Here is a 15102-nt window from a genome sequence, read left to right on the forward strand (position 1 = left end):
AAAAAAAGCCCCGGCTCATACGAGAGCGGGTGCTTTGAGATAATAGACATATTGGGCTGTGACTGTCGGATAGCCTTCGAACAGCTCGTCGAATTCTTCAAGAAGCTCGAAACCTTGCTTTTCGTAAAATGCGCGGGCGCCTTCATTCAGGCAGTCGACGTAGACGAACAGTTGGCGGCCGTCTTCCAGTGAAGAGATGCCGGCTTCGAGCAGTGCCGAGCCAAGGCCCATTCCCTGATAATCCGGGAGCAGGTACATATCGGTCAATTCTGCATCGCCGTCTTCATCCACACGGGTGAAGTTGGCAAATCCGACCGGCCGGCCTTCATGCTCCGCGATCAGCATCGTGGTCTTTTCCAGCCGTTTCATCATCATCGGTGCAGCATAGGCGCGTGTGAGGAAGGACTCCTGTACCTCTTCCGGGAGGATGCCTTCATACGTGTCATCGTAACTGACCGCCGCAATCTGCCGGACGGTCTCGATATCATGTCGTGTCATCAAACGGATCATGGAAAAGGTCACCTCGCCAAATGATTTCCATCAACTATAACAAATAAATCAGACTTCCGATATACATTGTGGAATAATGTAATCAAAATGAAATGAAAGAAGTGGGACTATGAACTGGAGTGTCAAAAGCTTTTCGGAACTGACGGTGGACGAGCTATATGAAATTCTCAGGCTTAGGGTCGACGTGTTTGTAGTGGAGCAGGCTTGCCCCTACCCGGAAATCGATGGAAACGACCGGGATGCCCTCCATCTGATCGGCATGGAGGGGGATACGATCACGGCTTATGCGAGGGTGCTCAAATCGGGAGCCGTGCATGAGCATCCGGCAATCGGCCGGGTGATCGTCAGGAAATCCCACCGGGGAAAAGGGATTGCCCGCGAACTTGTCGAAAAGGCAAAGCAGGTCGTAACGGCGCGTTATGGCGAGGTCCCTGTACACTTATCGGCCCAGCTTCATCTGGAAGACTTCTATGCGTCATGCGGATTCCGTACGGTTTCCGAGCCATATGATGAAGACGGGATTCCCCATGTGGATATGCTGCTATTGGTTTCCGCCGGGGAGTGAGGGGGTATACTGCACTATGAAGCCAATCACGACTGAAATCGAACTGGAGGATGATGGATATGGCAGGCAAAAATAAGAATCTCTTACTGGCTGGTCTCGCGGCAGGAGCCTATGCGTATTTCAGCAAAAAGGAGAACCGCGACAAGGCGATGGTCGCCTTCAATAACGTGAAGACGAAAGTGGATTCCTTCATGGAATCCCAGAAGGTGAACCGTAACTACGAGGATACGAAAGCGGGCCATTCCGATCCGTATGACTTCCAGGACAATGACATGGTGGCGGAAGGTGCCCAGACTAGTGTCCACTACTACAACCAGGAAGTAGAGGACAAGAAGAACAAGAAAAAGAATCCTGATGAGGACGGACTCTATCACAAAAAAGAAACCGGTGAGCCGGCAGGCCAGCAAAAAGCCAGCCTCGGAAGCAATGACGATACAGCAGAACAGCTTAACGAAGATACGGATGCCGTCACGACGGAAAACCGCATCAATACGGATAAGTTGTAAAATTAGAGCGGCTAAGATGCCCATCCATGACAGGATGGGCATCTTTTTTGCATAAATGTGTGAAAAACGAATGCTGAAGGGTATAGAATTAGTACATAAGAAATCCGGAAGGACGTGCGCTATGGAGAAACAGGAGGCGGTGTTTATCCTGAATCCTTCCTCGGGGAAGGAAGAGGCGGAATCATACCGGGAACTCTGTATAGAGGTACTGGAGGAAATAGGCTACTCAGTCACCGTCCGTGCCACGGAGAAGCAGGGGGATGCATCTGACTTCGCACGCGACGCTGCGAGGGCGGGATGTCCCCTTGTTGTCGCGATGGGCGGCGACGGCACGGTTAATGAAGCCGTTAATGGCCTGGCAGGAGAAGAGAGACGGCCGGACTTTGCCTTTATCCCGCTTGGTACGGTGAACGATTTTGCGCGTGCCCTTTCCATTCCGCTTGACCCCGAGGAAGCCATACGCGGACTGCCGGATTTTGTCGGGAGGCCGACGGATATCGGCCTGGCCGGTGACCACTACTTTATGAACATCCTGGCGGTCGGAAGCCTGGCTGAAGGGGTAATGGATGTGCCGGTCGAGGAAAAGACGAAATTTGGCCCATTAGCCTACGCGGCCCATGGCCTCCAGAAGCTGATAACGGACGACGGGAACCGGTTCACAATCACCCACGACAGCGGTACATGGACCGGGCAGGCGTCACTTGTTCTGGCAGCCCTGACGAACTCGACGGGCGGATTCGAGAAGATGAACCCGGATGCCAAAACTGACGACGGACTGCTTCATCTGACAGTGATCAAACAGACGAAGCTGCCGAGTCTCCTGAAAATGTCCGCCGCACTGCTACTTGGAAAACTGCAGGAGGACGGAGCGGTCGAAACGCTCCGGACAACCCGTGCAAAGATCGAAACGGATGAGCCGATCGCCTGCAACATTGACGGTGACGAACGCGGGACGACTCCGGTCTCGATCGAGGTCCTGCGCGGTCACCTGAATATACTGGCTCCGGAAATAACGGAAGGAGAATGACCATGCGTGGAAAAGGTGCAGGAGGATGAGGGAAACGGGTCTGCAATACATGACGAATCTGTTCATGGACCGTGTGGAAGTCCTGAAGTCGTATGAGCGAAGCGAAGATTTCTATCATCTTGAGAAAGATCTGCTGGAAGCGATGGCAGAAGGGGACCGAGCCAGAGCGAAGGACAGACTAAACCAGATTGTCACGATGGTGAAGGATATCGCGGGGGACCGGTGGGTGAAGGACGTCGCCAATTACTACGTGATCTTCGCTGCGCTCACTGCCCGATTCCTGATGGTCCCGAAGTTTTCCCCGGAATGGGCAGTCGCGACAAACATTACCGCGATGAGGATCGTCGACCGGAAAGCGGATAGAAAAGACATCGTAGAAACGACCAATGACCTCGTTGAATTCTTCATACACGTCCTTGAGGGCCGGGACAAGCCGGAACTTTCGCATCCGGTCGTCAACGACATCATCCAGTTCATCGATGCTTCGATCGAGGATCCGATTACAGTCGAGCAGCTTGCGAAGCGGGCCGGCATCAGCACGAGCCATCTGTCACGAATCTTCCGCGAACACGCAGGCCTGACGCTGATCGACTACATCAACATGCGGAAAATAGAAGAATCCCAATTCTATCTCCGCAACACCGATTTGAAGATCGCAGAGGTATCGGACCGCTTCAGCTTCTGCAATCAGAGCTACTTCACGAGGACGTTCAAAAAGTATACAAATGTGACGCCGAAGCAGTTCAGGGAGCGCAAAGACATCGATTACTTCTCCTCAGTCTTGCCTGGAAGCGGAGAAGCGGCCCGAACATAAATTGAAAAGCCTGCAACGGGTGGTGTATACTACTCTATAGTCTAAAAAAGTTGTAGGTGAATCGATTGAATAAGCGCATCGGGCTGATCCTTACACTGGTAGCCGCAGCGTTGCTCCTTGGCGGATGCTCCAGCATCGAGAACAAGGAAGGCACGTTCTATAATCTATTCGTCCGGCCGATGGACTGGTCCCTGGAATTTCTCGGGACATTCTTCAACGGCAACTACGGACTGGCGATCATCGCCATTACAGTCATCATCCGTCTGATCCTCATGCCGCTCATGCTGAAGAACTACAAAACCCAGCAGGCGATGAAGGTGAAGATGGATGCTCTCCGCCCTGAGATGGAAGATATCCAGAAGCGCATCAAGGAAACAAAGGACAAGGACGAGCAGATGAAGCTCCAGCAGGAAATGATGGGACTTTACCAGAAGCACGGCGTCAACCCGCTGAACATGGGCTGTCTGCCGGTTCTCATCCAGATGCCGATCATCATGGGCCTCTACTTCGCGATCCTGTATTCGGACGACGTCAAGTCACACCAGTTCCTCTGGTTTAATCTCGGCTCTCCTGACATGATCATGGCCCTGATTGCAGGGGTCGTCTATCTCCTGCAGGCACGCGTCTCTCTCTGGACGATGCCTGAACAGCAGCAAAAGCAGATGAAGATGTTCATCTACATGTCCCCGATCATGATCACGTTCATCTCCTTCACGGCGATGTCCGCACTGCCTCTCTACTGGGCGGTCAGCGGTGCAATCCTTGTGATCCAGACCTATATCGGGCGGAAGTTCTACTATGAAAATCCGGAAAAGGCAGTGGAGCAATAAACCGGATAACCATCCGGCTATCAGAACAAACGGCAGTGGCCCGGGACTCATACGAGGCCTGGGCACTGCCGTTTTTCTGCTTATGACCAACTGAGGAAAAGGAGATGAGGGGGATGTCCAAGAATAAGCGGTGGTTATTTGGAATCGGCATCGCGGTAGTCTTTATACTGACTCTGGTCTTTATTGTACGGCAGGCAATGCATGCTGCGGCGCTGTCGATGGCGCTCCTGTTTGTCCTGACCAATACAGCGCGTGCTGCGGGTTTCAGGGAGCGGGGCATGATGAGAGAAGCGAAGTGGATGAACCTGCTTGCCGGTTTTTTCGGTCTGCTGTTCATCGTTCTGGCGGTCATGCTCTTTATTTGACCGATCATGAAAAAACGCGCCGGTCATTTTTGACCGAGCGCGTTTTCTGCTTTTATGCCTATCTTATGGACAAGGTTTTCCTGTTCTGCAAGCAAAGCATCCAGCTTTTCCATGAGTTGAAGAATGTCTTGGATCGAGATTGGTTTCATATGTATGCCCCTTTGTCCTCGTTTGCAAAACTATACGGACAATTGTCTGGGCATTTGTCCGTATTTCACAAAAATAGTACTTTAGTATCAATTGGAACGATTAATAATCGTCGCTTGCCGTTTACGGGGAGAGCTAATGCCGGCTCCTGGTGCCTTAATAAGCGTGCCTCTTTCTGGTTGCATAAACGATCAGGGCGGCCGGAACCGTACAGATGACCATGCTGAGGAATGACAGGCCCGGCTTCACCTCGTACAGGGCCCCGCCGAGAAGGGTCAGAAATGCAGTGCTCAGGCTCATTGCAAATGCCGCATACAATGCCTGTGCAGGCGCGATCAGACGGGTCGGAAGCTTCTCGGAAATGTACCGGATAAAGGCCACATGTGCAATGCCGAAAGAGGCAGCGTGCAGGACCTGGGTAAGCGTGAACATCCATACCGTCGGCACAAGGAAGATCAGCACCCAGCGGAGTGTCGAGCCTGCAGCGGCCAGAAGGAACATCCGTGATGCGGTCATTTTTCCGAACAGGCGGTCCGCGACGCCGAAGAACAGGATTTCGAAAAGGATGGCGACATTCAGCACGAGGCCGATTGTAAAGCTTGCGACACCAAGGTCCTCCAAATAGACGAACCCATAGTTATAGTAGGCTGCGTGGGACCCCTGCAACAGGACTGAGACAACCAGTACCGTCAGAAAGCCTCGTCCGCGGATCAGTTCACGAAAAGCGCCGGACCGCTTTCCCGCCGGCTTCCCGGGTTCATCGCGGCTGAGAGATGCGGGGACAGCTGTGTATTGGGCGGCAAGCATAAACAAAAGTCCGGCGAACATCGTCCAGAGAATCGCTTCATTGCCGAACAGGGCGGTGACCGCGCCGATGATGAGCACGGCAACCATATAGCCCGCAGAGCCGAAAGCCCGGCTGCGGCTGTAGTTGATGTTGTCTTTTTGGATCAGGACGGAAGCGCTGGTTTCCATTGCGGGAAGCAGATTCGGGTACACAACATTAAACATGCAGGTAATGACGAGAATCGCCGTGTAGGATCCGGACGGGATGTAAAGCAGCGCGATGATAAAGGAAAGGACGACACCCGCTTTCATCACTCCGGTGATCGGGAAGCGCTGCGCTGCTGCAGGGAACAGGAAAAGGGTTGAAAACGCCCGGATGAACATCCCTGCCCCCATGATCGCACCTGCTTCAAAGACGGTCAGGCCCTTTGCGGAAACGAGCCAGCCCGTCCAATAGGGGAGGAAAATGCCCCACGTAAAAAAGAACGCGAAGAAATTCAGGGATAGCCAGCGTGAGTTCATTATAAGGTTCCTCCGCAAGTAATAGATTTGTCACAAAAGAATCATAGCACACCGGATAAAGGCGCGGAATGCGGGTTGGTATGGTACGATAGACCAATGGAAATTTCATGAAAGAAGGGTCACCAAGAATGAGCAGAATGAATGTACGGAAGCAGAAGCGTGAGGGGAAAAGCGTCTGGGTCGCCGTTCTCGCTGCAGTCGCTCTGCTGGTCGGAGGAGCAGTAATCTTTGCCGGCATGAACGGATGGGATGCAGGGCGGATCAAAGGGGCACTTGGCGGAGAAACGCCTGTACAGGATGAGGAGGCGGGCCCGGCCGGGACGGAAGAACCGGCCAGCGGAGGGAACGCAGCCGAAGAAGAGAATCCTGAGGCCGATCCGCTGCCTGCAGGCGGCACGCCGGAACCTCAAGCCGACCCGCTTGCCGGCATCGGCGAATATGTGGAGGGACTGGAGCTGCCGGCGGAGCCGACCTATATCGGCGGCATCCTGCTGGCCAACAAAAAGTACCCGCTTCCGGCCGACTTCGCGCCCGGCGAAAATCCGGATGCGCGTGAAGCATTCGAAGAAATGGCCGCGGCGGCGTTCGTGGAAGGTTTTGATCTGGACGCCTTCAGTACATTCAGGACCTATGAACGGCAGCAGGAATTGTATGATCGGTATGTGGAACGCGACGGAGCAGAGGCAGCGGACCGCTACAGCGCGCGCCCCGGCTATTCAGAACATCAGACAGGATTTGCTTTCGACATCGGAGAGGCGACGCAGCCTGAGCACTATGCCCGTGAATCATTTGGGGATACACCTGCCGGGCAGTGGCTGCTTGCCAATGCACACAGGTTCGGCTTCATCCTCCGCTATCCCGAAGGCAAGGAAGACATCACCGGTTATATGCACGAATCGTGGCACTACCGCTATGTCGGGAAAGAAGTTGCCGGTAGGATCCACTCAAAGGGCATCACCTTGGAGGAATATCTGCTGGTTCCGGACAGCCAAGGAGAACCAGCGGAGCCCGAGAAATGAGGGCGGCCGCCTGACTTGGAGTAAGAGGGTGTGAATTGGAGTACTGCGGCCCGAATGGAAAATCTCATTATAATCGAAAGCCCTCCCGCACGTTTTTCTCCGTGCGGGAGGGCTTTTTCATTGGTTCATAAGATCGGGGACAGGAGCCGGGAGACGGACTCCTTGAATCGGATATTGGTGGTCCGGTTCTGGTAGGCTTCCAAGGTCAATTCCGTTGAAAGCCGCATATCCTGTTCAAACAGCTCCGCCAGCTCATGGGATTTTTCCCGGTCATAGATGAAAGCGTTGATTTCAAAATTCAGCTTGAAGCTGCGGACGTCGATGTTGGCGGTGCCGACCGTCGCCACTTCGTCGTCGACGACGATCATTTTGGCATGGATGAACCCATTTTCATAAATATAGACTTTTGCCCCTGCCCGCAGAAGGATGCCCACATGGGAATACGTCGCCCAATAGACAAACATGTGGTCCGGCTTGTTCGGAATCATGATGCGTACATCGATGCCCGACAAACAGGCGATCCGCAGTGCATCGAGGAAGCTGGCATCAGGTATGAAATAAGGAGTCTGGATATAGATGTACTTTTTCGCCAGATGGATCATCTTCAAGTAGCCGTCCTTAATCTGCTCCCACTGTTCGTCCGGGCCGCTCGAGACGATCTGCATCCCGACGGAACCTTTCCGGGGAATGGCCGGGAAATAGCGCTCGTGATACTCGATGTCGTGGGAGGCGGATGCCTGGTTCCAGTCCAGGATAAAGCGTGTCTGGAGAGGATGGACGGCGCTGCCTTCGATCCGCAGGTGTGTGTCACGCCAGTAGCCGAATCTGCGGTTGAGGCCGAGGTATTCATCACCGACGTTGAATCCGCCCACATAGCCGACGCGCCCGTCAATGATGGCGATTTTCCGGTGATTCCGGTAGTTCATCCGGGGATTGATGAGCGGAAGGATTGCCGGGAAAAACGCTTCGACCTCACCGCCGGCTGCGGTCAGCTCCCGGAAGTGGCGCTTCCTCAATCCGCGTGAACCGATATCATCGAAGAGCACCCGTACCCTGACACCGCTTTTCGCTTTCCGGATGAGAATATCCAAAATACGCTGTCCCAGATTATCGAGCCGGAAAATATAGTATTGGATATGGATGTGGTCTTTGGCGTTTTCCAGGTCATCCAGCAACGCTTCGAATTTCTTGCCCCCGTCGTTGAAGATTTCCATATTGTTGTCCTGGGTCAGGAGGGCATGGTTGTTCCGCAAGTGTAGGTAGACCATATCTTGATAGTGGGCGGTATCATCCAGCCTGAAGTCGAAGGTGCCGTCTTCAATCGCCTCGATCTGGTAATTGACGAGTTGCTCGATCCCGATTTTGTTCCTGTCTTCCCAGCGGAACAGCTGTTTTTTTCGCAGCTGCCTGCCGAACGTCAGGTAAATGAAGAATCCTAAGACAGGAATGAAGAACAGGACCAGCAGCCATGCCCAGGTTGATGTCGCATCGCGCCGCTCAAGGAAGATCAGGGCAATCGCGAGGAAGATGTTCAGGATAAAGATCGCGACCGTCGTGTACGTGATGAACTGTGCCATGAAAACCTCCAGTTGCGTATGATCTGTCTAAGGACAGTATACCGTTAGCCTGCCGAAAACACGAATAGAGGGGGGGTGATACTGATAATACCTACTTGACTTATAGGTTTAAAGGTTATATTCTGTTGCTTGTGTTTTTTCAAATCAAACCATTCCTCTCCGGAGGAAATCATCATAATGGAGGAATGATCATGAATACCTGGCTGGTTGTCATCAATGTCGCCGCCTTGCTCGTTCTCGTCGGGGTCCTGTTTTATATGCAGCGCCGGCATGTCTCGTTCTCGAACCGTGTTTTTGCGGGTCTCGGTCTCGGGATTTTGTTCGGTCTGGCACTCAATCTTATCTACGGTACGGAATCCGGAGTGCTGGCCGATTCCGTTGACTGGTTCAACATCATCGGCTCGGGATATGTCCGCTTTCTGCAGATGATTGTCATGCCGCTTGTCTTTATCTCAATTCTTGCCGCATTCACTAAAGTGTCGACCGGTAAAAACTTCGGAAAAAACGCGGGGCTTATCCTCGGTATGCTGGTCGGAACGACTGCGCTTGCCGCAGCGATCGGCATCGGTTCTGCAGTTGCCTTTAATCTGGATGCGTCCGAGCTCGTACAGGGCACGGCGGAAATGGAGCGCGGAGCTGCGCTTGAGGAGCGTTCGGCGGAAGTGGCCGACAAGACCCTTCCCCGGCAGATTACCGAGCTGATCCCGGCCAACCCGTTTCTTGACCTGACGGGTGCACGTCCGACTTCGACAATCGGAGTCGTCATTTTCGCCGCATTCCTAGGTGTCGCCTATCTCGGAATCGGAAGAAAAGAGCCTGAAAATGCGGCGATGGTGAAAAAGGGGATCGATGCAATCTATGCGCTTGTCATGCGTGTCGTGAAACTGATCCTTCGCCTGACACCGTACGGCATCCTGGCGATCATGGCGCGCACGGTTGCCACCTCTGATTTTGGGGCGATCGCCAACCTGGGTAAGTTCGTCATTGCTTCTTACGTGGCGCTGATCATCATGTTCCTGATTCATCTGGTGATCATCACACTCAACGGCCTGAACCCGATCACGTACCTGAAAAAAACATCGGAGACGCTTCTTTTCGCGTTTACTTCCCGTTCCAGCGCGGGTACGCTGCCGCTCAACATCAAAACACAGACGGACCGCCTGGGCCTTCCGGACGCGACCGCAAACTTTGCCGGATCGTTCGGGCTGTCAATCGGCCAAAACGGCTGCGCGGGCATTTATCCTGCTATGCTGGCGGTCATGATCGCGCCGTCCGTCGGCATTAATCCGCTTGATCCGGGCTTCATCGCGACACTGATTGTCGTAGTCGCGATCAGCTCGTTTGGTGTGGCAGGCGTAGGCGGAGGCGCGACCTTTGCCGCCATACTCGTCCTCTCGGCCATGAACCTGCCTGTCGCTCTGGCCGGTGTGCTCATCTCTGTTGAACCGCTCATCGACATGGGCCGCACTGCCCTTAACGTCAGCGGTTCAATGACGGCAGGCGTCACCGCTGCATCCGTGAACAAGGAAGTCGATCGGGACGTTTATAACGGTGATATCCGCACACAGCCAATTGATGCTTAAACCGAAGAAAATGCCGTCCCGTTTAAAGGGGCGGCATCTTTTTTATAGGCTGTTCAGCTTTTTATGTATCTGCTCCACCCGGTCTTTGTATGGAGTCCCGGGAAGGGAAGCGATACGCTCATGGACATCACGGATCAGGTCCAGCGCTTCACCCGTTTTACCTGTTGCCCAGAGGGATTCTGCTTTATAGGCTTCCCCCTCCATGAAAATCGACAGGTCGATCGGGTGATGGATGTACTCCCGCGGGACGAGTGCACGTTCAAACGCCTCGAGCGCTTCCTGGTGGTGGCCTAGTCCGGATAGTGCCTTTCCGACTTCAAGTGAAAGATAAGGCGAGTGGAGAGGGTCCGACAGGGCGGCAACCTTATCCTCCGGCCAATCCATGATTTGAAGGTGTGCTGAGGCATGGTCGTTACGGAAAGAGTTCAGTTCATGAACATCGAGAAACGCCAGAAAACCGCCGGCTTCCTTATCATCAGCAAACTCTGCGTATTGGCGAAGCTTTTTTCGGTAGTGTCCATATTCATCATCCATGCCTGCCATCAGCGCATGGACCGAAGCCAGGCGGTACCAGTCACTCATATGGTAGTAGAGATCATTTTCCCGGGAAAACGCAAGGGCGCTTTCCATGACCGACATCGCTTCTTCCGTTTGGCCGACTGCATATAGAAGGACGGCCTGGAGGTAATCAAAGTCAAGACGGGTCATCGGTTCGATGAACAGTCTCCTTTCTTCGATGGCTTTCCGTTCTTTGAGCATCACCCCGAGCGCACGATCATAGTCACGCTCCGTAAAGTGCACCTGGGCGCGGAACATTCCGATTGCGGCGCGTCTCGGGATGATGTTCAGCGAATCATAGATGGCGGCTGCCCGGTCGATCGGTTCTTCCCATCCGTCTTCCTCCAGGTAATGGAGGGACCGCCCGTACATTTCCAGCAGCCTGCCGGATTCGTATCCTTCTCCCATTTGGCCGATATGTGGTCTGACGAGATTTACGAGGCGTTGTCTGGCTTCCTTCGCCCCCTCATCAATCAGCCTGACCGAAGCATATTCCTCTGCCTGGTCCAACAGCCCCTTCAGTTCTTCACGGCTGCTTTCCTCAAGCAGGTCGGAGGGGGATACGTTCAGCTGGGCAGCAATATGTGTCAGGCTCTCCATCGAGGGCTTGGCCTTGTTGTTTTCAATCAGGGAAAGCATCCCCTTCGACATTTTGTCGCCGGCCAGTTCCTGCAGGGTCATCTTACGGTTTTTTCGCAGCCGGCGAATTCGTTCACCCAATGTATCCAAAAAGGGAACACCTCCAATCATCGTGCATAGTTTAATTGTATTAAACAAATGCTTGCTTGTGAAGAGGAGGCATGTTATATTTTGTTTAATAAGATTAAACAAGGAGGAGAACAGCATAGAACATTCCATGAGTCTGCGCCAGGCAACTTCACTTTTCTTAAGGGTTCTTGCAAGCAAATTCATTTTAACATCCGGACAGCAAAACACATATGTAAAACCCGTAATCAAACCGTCCTACTATGAGATGGATAAGTCAGGTGCGGAAGTGTTGAAACCACGACGTTGGATGTAAGTTTATTTTTTTGTTGTGTAAGTTTAATTAGATTTAACTTTTTCTTGTTTCAGGAAAAACGTGGTGCTATGATTTAGTTAATGATTATAGTGAGGAGCGAAAATTATGGAACAGGCAGTGAAACTCCGCCGCGCTACCTATCACATCTGGACGTTCATGGCGAGTAAGCTGATATCGGCATTTGGTGCCCAGGTCTATACGTTTGCCATCAGTTTTTACATCCTCCAGCTCACAGGATCTGCGACGAGCTTTGCGATGAACCTGATTTGCAGCATCCTTCCGCGTACGATCGCAGCACCGTTTGCCGGCTATGCCGCAGACCGCTGGCCGAAGAAAACAATCGTCCTGACGGCCCAGGGGGCAATTGTGCTGTCTGTCGGTGGATTGCTTGCGGTCAGCATGACATATGGACTTTCGCTTCCCGCAATCTATGCTACGACTGCCGTCATCTCGCTGGCGGCATCGTTTTCCGGAGTCGCGTTTTCCGCGGCGATCACCGGACTGGTCGATGAGGCGCGTATCCAGAAAGCGATGTCGCTGAACCAGATGTCGATTTCAATTGCCGCCATCGGAGCGCCTGCGGTGGGCGGGCTGCTGTACGGTACGGTTTCGATGAACCTGTTCCTCATCCTTTTCATGGCGGCGGAAGCCGTAGCGCTCCTTTTGGAGGCGACGATGAATTTCCGCCTGTTTAACCGCAAGGCGGATGCCGGGGAGGAGACCGGAGAAGGCCATGTGAATGAGAAGCTCCTGCAGAGCATGAAGGCCGGCCTGGACTACTTGAAGACACAGCCGATCATCATGTCCATCATCTGGATCTCGCTGTTCATCAACTTCCTGTTCGGAGCTTTTCAGGTCGGCTATTCTTACATCCTCATCGAAAAGATGAAAATGGCTTCAGAGCACTTCGGCCTGACGGAAGGGGCTTTTGCGGTCGGAATGCTCCTCATGTCGGTATACCTGAGTGTCAGGAAAGAAGTGAAGTATCCGCTTCTCGTCTCCAAGTGGGGCATTGTCACGATGGGGCTGATTATGGCGTCAGTCGCTCTTCCGCTGATGGTAAGCCTCCCGTATATGGCGCTTTTCATTTTCTATGCGACGGTCATGTTCGCTTTCGGGCTGGTCATGATTCTCGTCAACACACCGATCCAGGTCATGATGCAAAAGCGTGTGGATGACGACTACAAAGGTCGGGTTTTCGCCATCCTGGAAACGATGGCGATGGCCCTTATGCCACTCGGGACTGTACTGTACGGTTTTCTGTACGATCTGCTTCCGGCAGAGTGGATCCTCATGGTGTCAGCGGCCGTGCTGATCGTTGTTGTCTTGACCCTGGCGCGTCCGTCTGTGGTGCGGAAAGCGCATCCTGAACTTGTCCGGAAGCGCCCCGGAGGTCCGAAGAACCCGGCCCCTGCAACAAAATAGACACGAATCAGAGTGCCGGACGGGTGATGAAGCCCGTCCGGTTTCTTACTAGCAAGATTTTCCTCTATAATGAACCCAAAGAAGTGACTCGGATGGGGGATCATCAATGAAGATGGAAGGCCTTGGCTTACTGGAACGGGTATTATCGGATGGGCTCGGCGAGATGCTGTTTGTTGTAAGCGGGAAGCGCAACGGAGAGTTCAAGTTTGAGTGGATCAATCGACCCGCCCGTGAAAACTTTGGCTTCGGAGAAGAGGCTATCGGCAGCAATGTCCGTGACGTGCTTGGCGATCAAGTCGGTGGGCTTCTCACAGAGCGTTATAGGGAAGTTGCCGAGAGCGGAGGGCAGGCGGTCTATGAAGATCACTTTTATACTCCGGACGGAGCTGAATGGTTTACGGAAGTGACATTGACGCCGCTACCCGAAGAAAGGGATGTTCGTTATATCGCTGTGCTCGCCAAGGATATCACGGGCAGGAAACAAGGGGAGTTCATGCGGCGGGGGATGATCCGCCGCCTTGAGGAAAGCACTTCCCGCTTCCGGGCACTATTCGAGAATAATGGCGACGCCGTACTGGAACTTGATCCGGCAGGTGTGATCATTGAGGCAAATACGGCAGCTCTCCGACTTTTAGGGCTTTCAAGCGAAGCCCTTGACGGCAAATTATTTTCCGGTCTTATTCCGGAGCAGGATCGCTGCATGGCAGAAGCGGCTTTTAGTCTGGCGGCAGATGGCCGGCTTCAGGATGTGCGGGTCAATGTCATGACCGAAAATGGCGGGCTAGTGGGCTGCCTGCTGAAGTTCACACCGATTGACCGTGATGGAAAGCCGATCGGCTATTATGCAAACTTGAAGGATATGCGTGAACTCGACAAATTGGCTGATCTTTATCTGGAAAGCCAGAACCAGTTTAAGATTATTGCCGATAACGTGAGAGACGTCATCGTCACAATCGACGGCAGTTGGCGGCTGTTGTACGCCTCGCCGTCCGCAAAGCCCCAATACGGTTACGAAGTGGACGATGTCGTCGGAAAAGCTACGGAGGATCTGATCCATCCGGATGACTTCCCGGATTTGGTCAGGGGATATAAAGAAATTCTTGAAGGCCGTCATATCTTCCGCATTCGTCTCCGGGTTCTCCATAAGAACGGGGATTGGATCTGGTCCGAACTCAATGCGTCCCCCGTCCGCGGACCGGACGGTGAATTCCTGCATATGGTCATCGTCGTCCGGGACATCAGCAGGCAGAAAGCGGAGGAAGAGCGCCTCGAGCATTATGCTTATCATGACCAGCTGACCGGCCTGCCGAACCGGCGACTGTTCCTGAACCGGTTGGAGGATCGGGTGAACGAGTATCACCGGACGGGCCGTCCATTCGCCGTCGCCCTGATGGACCTTGACCGCTTCAAGAAGGTCAACGACACTTGGGGCCACAGCGTCGGGGATGATGTGATCCGTGCATTTAGCCACCGCATTGAAGATGCGGCAGACCATGTCCTGGCGGCCCGCTTCGGCGGTGACGAGTTTGTCATCCTCATTGCGGACTGCTCGACCCACGCGCAAGCCGAAATGCTTGCCGGCCGCATCATCGCTGCCCTCAAGGAGCCGATCGTCGCCGGCGGGCATGTGATTCCTGTCAGCACCAGCATCGGCATCGCCTTTGCCGCTCCGGGCCGCACCACCACCGATGTTCTGCTGAAGCTCGCAGACCGGGCCATGTACGAGGCCAAGCAGGAAGGCCCGAACCGGTACCGGATTGTGGAGTGAGAGCTGTCCGGCAACGAAAGACCAGGCCAGGTTGCCGAAAGGCCAGGCAGCGGCAACGAGTGTCCAAGTGGAACTAATG

General features: G+C 53.6%; 15 protein-coding genes. 10 read left to right on the top strand and 5 right to left on the bottom strand.

What is annotated here, in order from left to right; translation table 11 throughout:
- Positions 1-15 precede the first annotated feature (15 nt).
- Positions 16-510 carry a GNAT family N-acetyltransferase gene (locus AC6CHQ_RS13730; RefSeq protein WP_251239470.1) on the bottom strand — a complete coding sequence of 165 codons (495 nt, stop codon included), beginning with the start codon at positions 508-510 and terminating at the stop codon, positions 16-18.
- A 109-nt stretch (positions 511-619) separates the two neighbouring features.
- Between AC6CHQ_RS13730 and AC6CHQ_RS13735 the strand changes: the two genes are divergently transcribed.
- The 6 genes from AC6CHQ_RS13735 (at position 620) to AC6CHQ_RS13760 (ending at position 4617) form a co-directional block, all read left to right on the top strand.
- Positions 620-1075, top strand: a complete 456-nt coding sequence (locus AC6CHQ_RS13735; RefSeq protein ID WP_498081831.1) for a GNAT family N-acetyltransferase — start codon at positions 620-622, stop codon at positions 1073-1075.
- A gap of 59 nt (positions 1076-1134) precedes the next feature.
- Complete coding sequence (locus tag AC6CHQ_RS13740) at positions 1135-1581, top strand: YbyB family protein (RefSeq protein ID WP_251239468.1); 447 nt, start codon at positions 1135-1137, stop codon at positions 1579-1581.
- Between the two features lie 121 nt (positions 1582-1702).
- Positions 1703-2608, top strand: a complete 906-nt coding sequence (locus tag AC6CHQ_RS13745) for a diacylglycerol/lipid kinase family protein (RefSeq protein WP_251239467.1) — start codon at positions 1703-1705, stop codon at positions 2606-2608.
- 25 nt (positions 2609-2633) lie between these two features.
- Positions 2634-3422 (top strand): AraC family transcriptional regulator, encoded by a 789-nt coding sequence (locus AC6CHQ_RS13750; RefSeq protein WP_251239466.1) that lies wholly within the window; start codon positions 2634-2636, stop codon positions 3420-3422.
- 77 nt (positions 3423-3499) lie between these two features.
- Positions 3500-4252 carry a membrane protein insertase YidC gene (gene yidC, locus AC6CHQ_RS13755; protein ID WP_407640882.1) on the top strand — a complete coding sequence of 251 codons (753 nt, stop codon included), beginning with the start codon at positions 3500-3502 and terminating at the stop codon, positions 4250-4252.
- 113 nt (positions 4253-4365) lie between these two features.
- On the top strand, positions 4366-4617 hold the full coding sequence (locus tag AC6CHQ_RS13760) for a hypothetical protein (protein ID WP_251239465.1): 252 nt from the start codon (positions 4366-4368) through the stop codon (positions 4615-4617).
- Between the two features lie 23 nt (positions 4618-4640).
- Here the strand turns inward: AC6CHQ_RS13760 and AC6CHQ_RS13765 are convergent, their stop codons facing one another.
- A complete protein-coding gene (locus AC6CHQ_RS13765; RefSeq protein ID WP_498081832.1) occupies positions 4641-4766 on the bottom strand; it encodes a hypothetical protein in 126 nt (41 codons plus the stop codon).
- A 154-nt stretch (positions 4767-4920) separates the two neighbouring features.
- A complete protein-coding gene (locus AC6CHQ_RS13770; RefSeq protein ID WP_498081833.1) occupies positions 4921-6072 on the bottom strand; it encodes an MFS transporter in 1152 nt (383 codons plus the stop codon).
- Positions 6073-6200: 128 nt separating this feature from the next.
- Here AC6CHQ_RS13770 and AC6CHQ_RS13775 point away from each other — a divergent pair, with 128 nt between their 5' ends.
- Positions 6201-7091, top strand: coding sequence for a M15 family metallopeptidase (locus AC6CHQ_RS13775; protein ID WP_498081834.1), 891 nt, complete (start codon positions 6201-6203; stop codon positions 7089-7091).
- A gap of 125 nt (positions 7092-7216) precedes the next feature.
- On the opposite strand, the gene cls is transcribed toward AC6CHQ_RS13775, so the two are convergent.
- On the bottom strand, positions 7217-8668 hold the full coding sequence (cls, locus tag AC6CHQ_RS13780; RefSeq protein ID WP_092055397.1) for a cardiolipin synthase: 1452 nt from the start codon (positions 8666-8668) through the stop codon (positions 7217-7219).
- Between the two features lie 191 nt (positions 8669-8859).
- Between cls and AC6CHQ_RS13785 the strand changes: the two genes are divergently transcribed.
- Positions 8860-10251, top strand: a complete 1392-nt coding sequence (locus AC6CHQ_RS13785; protein WP_092055400.1) for an L-cystine transporter — start codon at positions 8860-8862, stop codon at positions 10249-10251.
- A 42-nt stretch (positions 10252-10293) separates the two neighbouring features.
- On the opposite strand, the gene AC6CHQ_RS13790 is transcribed toward AC6CHQ_RS13785, so the two are convergent.
- On the bottom strand, positions 10294-11538 hold the full coding sequence (locus tag AC6CHQ_RS13790) for a helix-turn-helix domain-containing protein (RefSeq protein WP_177168399.1): 1245 nt from the start codon (positions 11536-11538) through the stop codon (positions 10294-10296).
- A 397-nt stretch (positions 11539-11935) separates the two neighbouring features.
- On the opposite strand from AC6CHQ_RS13790, the gene AC6CHQ_RS13795 reads away from it, so the two are divergent.
- Positions 11936-13255 carry an MFS transporter gene (locus AC6CHQ_RS13795; protein ID WP_092055404.1) on the top strand — a complete coding sequence of 440 codons (1320 nt, stop codon included), beginning with the start codon at positions 11936-11938 and terminating at the stop codon, positions 13253-13255.
- 106 nt (positions 13256-13361) lie between these two features.
- On the top strand, positions 13362-15023 hold the full coding sequence (locus AC6CHQ_RS13800; RefSeq protein ID WP_251239460.1) for a sensor domain-containing protein: 1662 nt from the start codon (positions 13362-13364) through the stop codon (positions 15021-15023).
- Positions 15024-15102: the final 79 nt, after the last annotated feature.

The organism is Bhargavaea sp. GQ12, assembly GCF_059758705.1.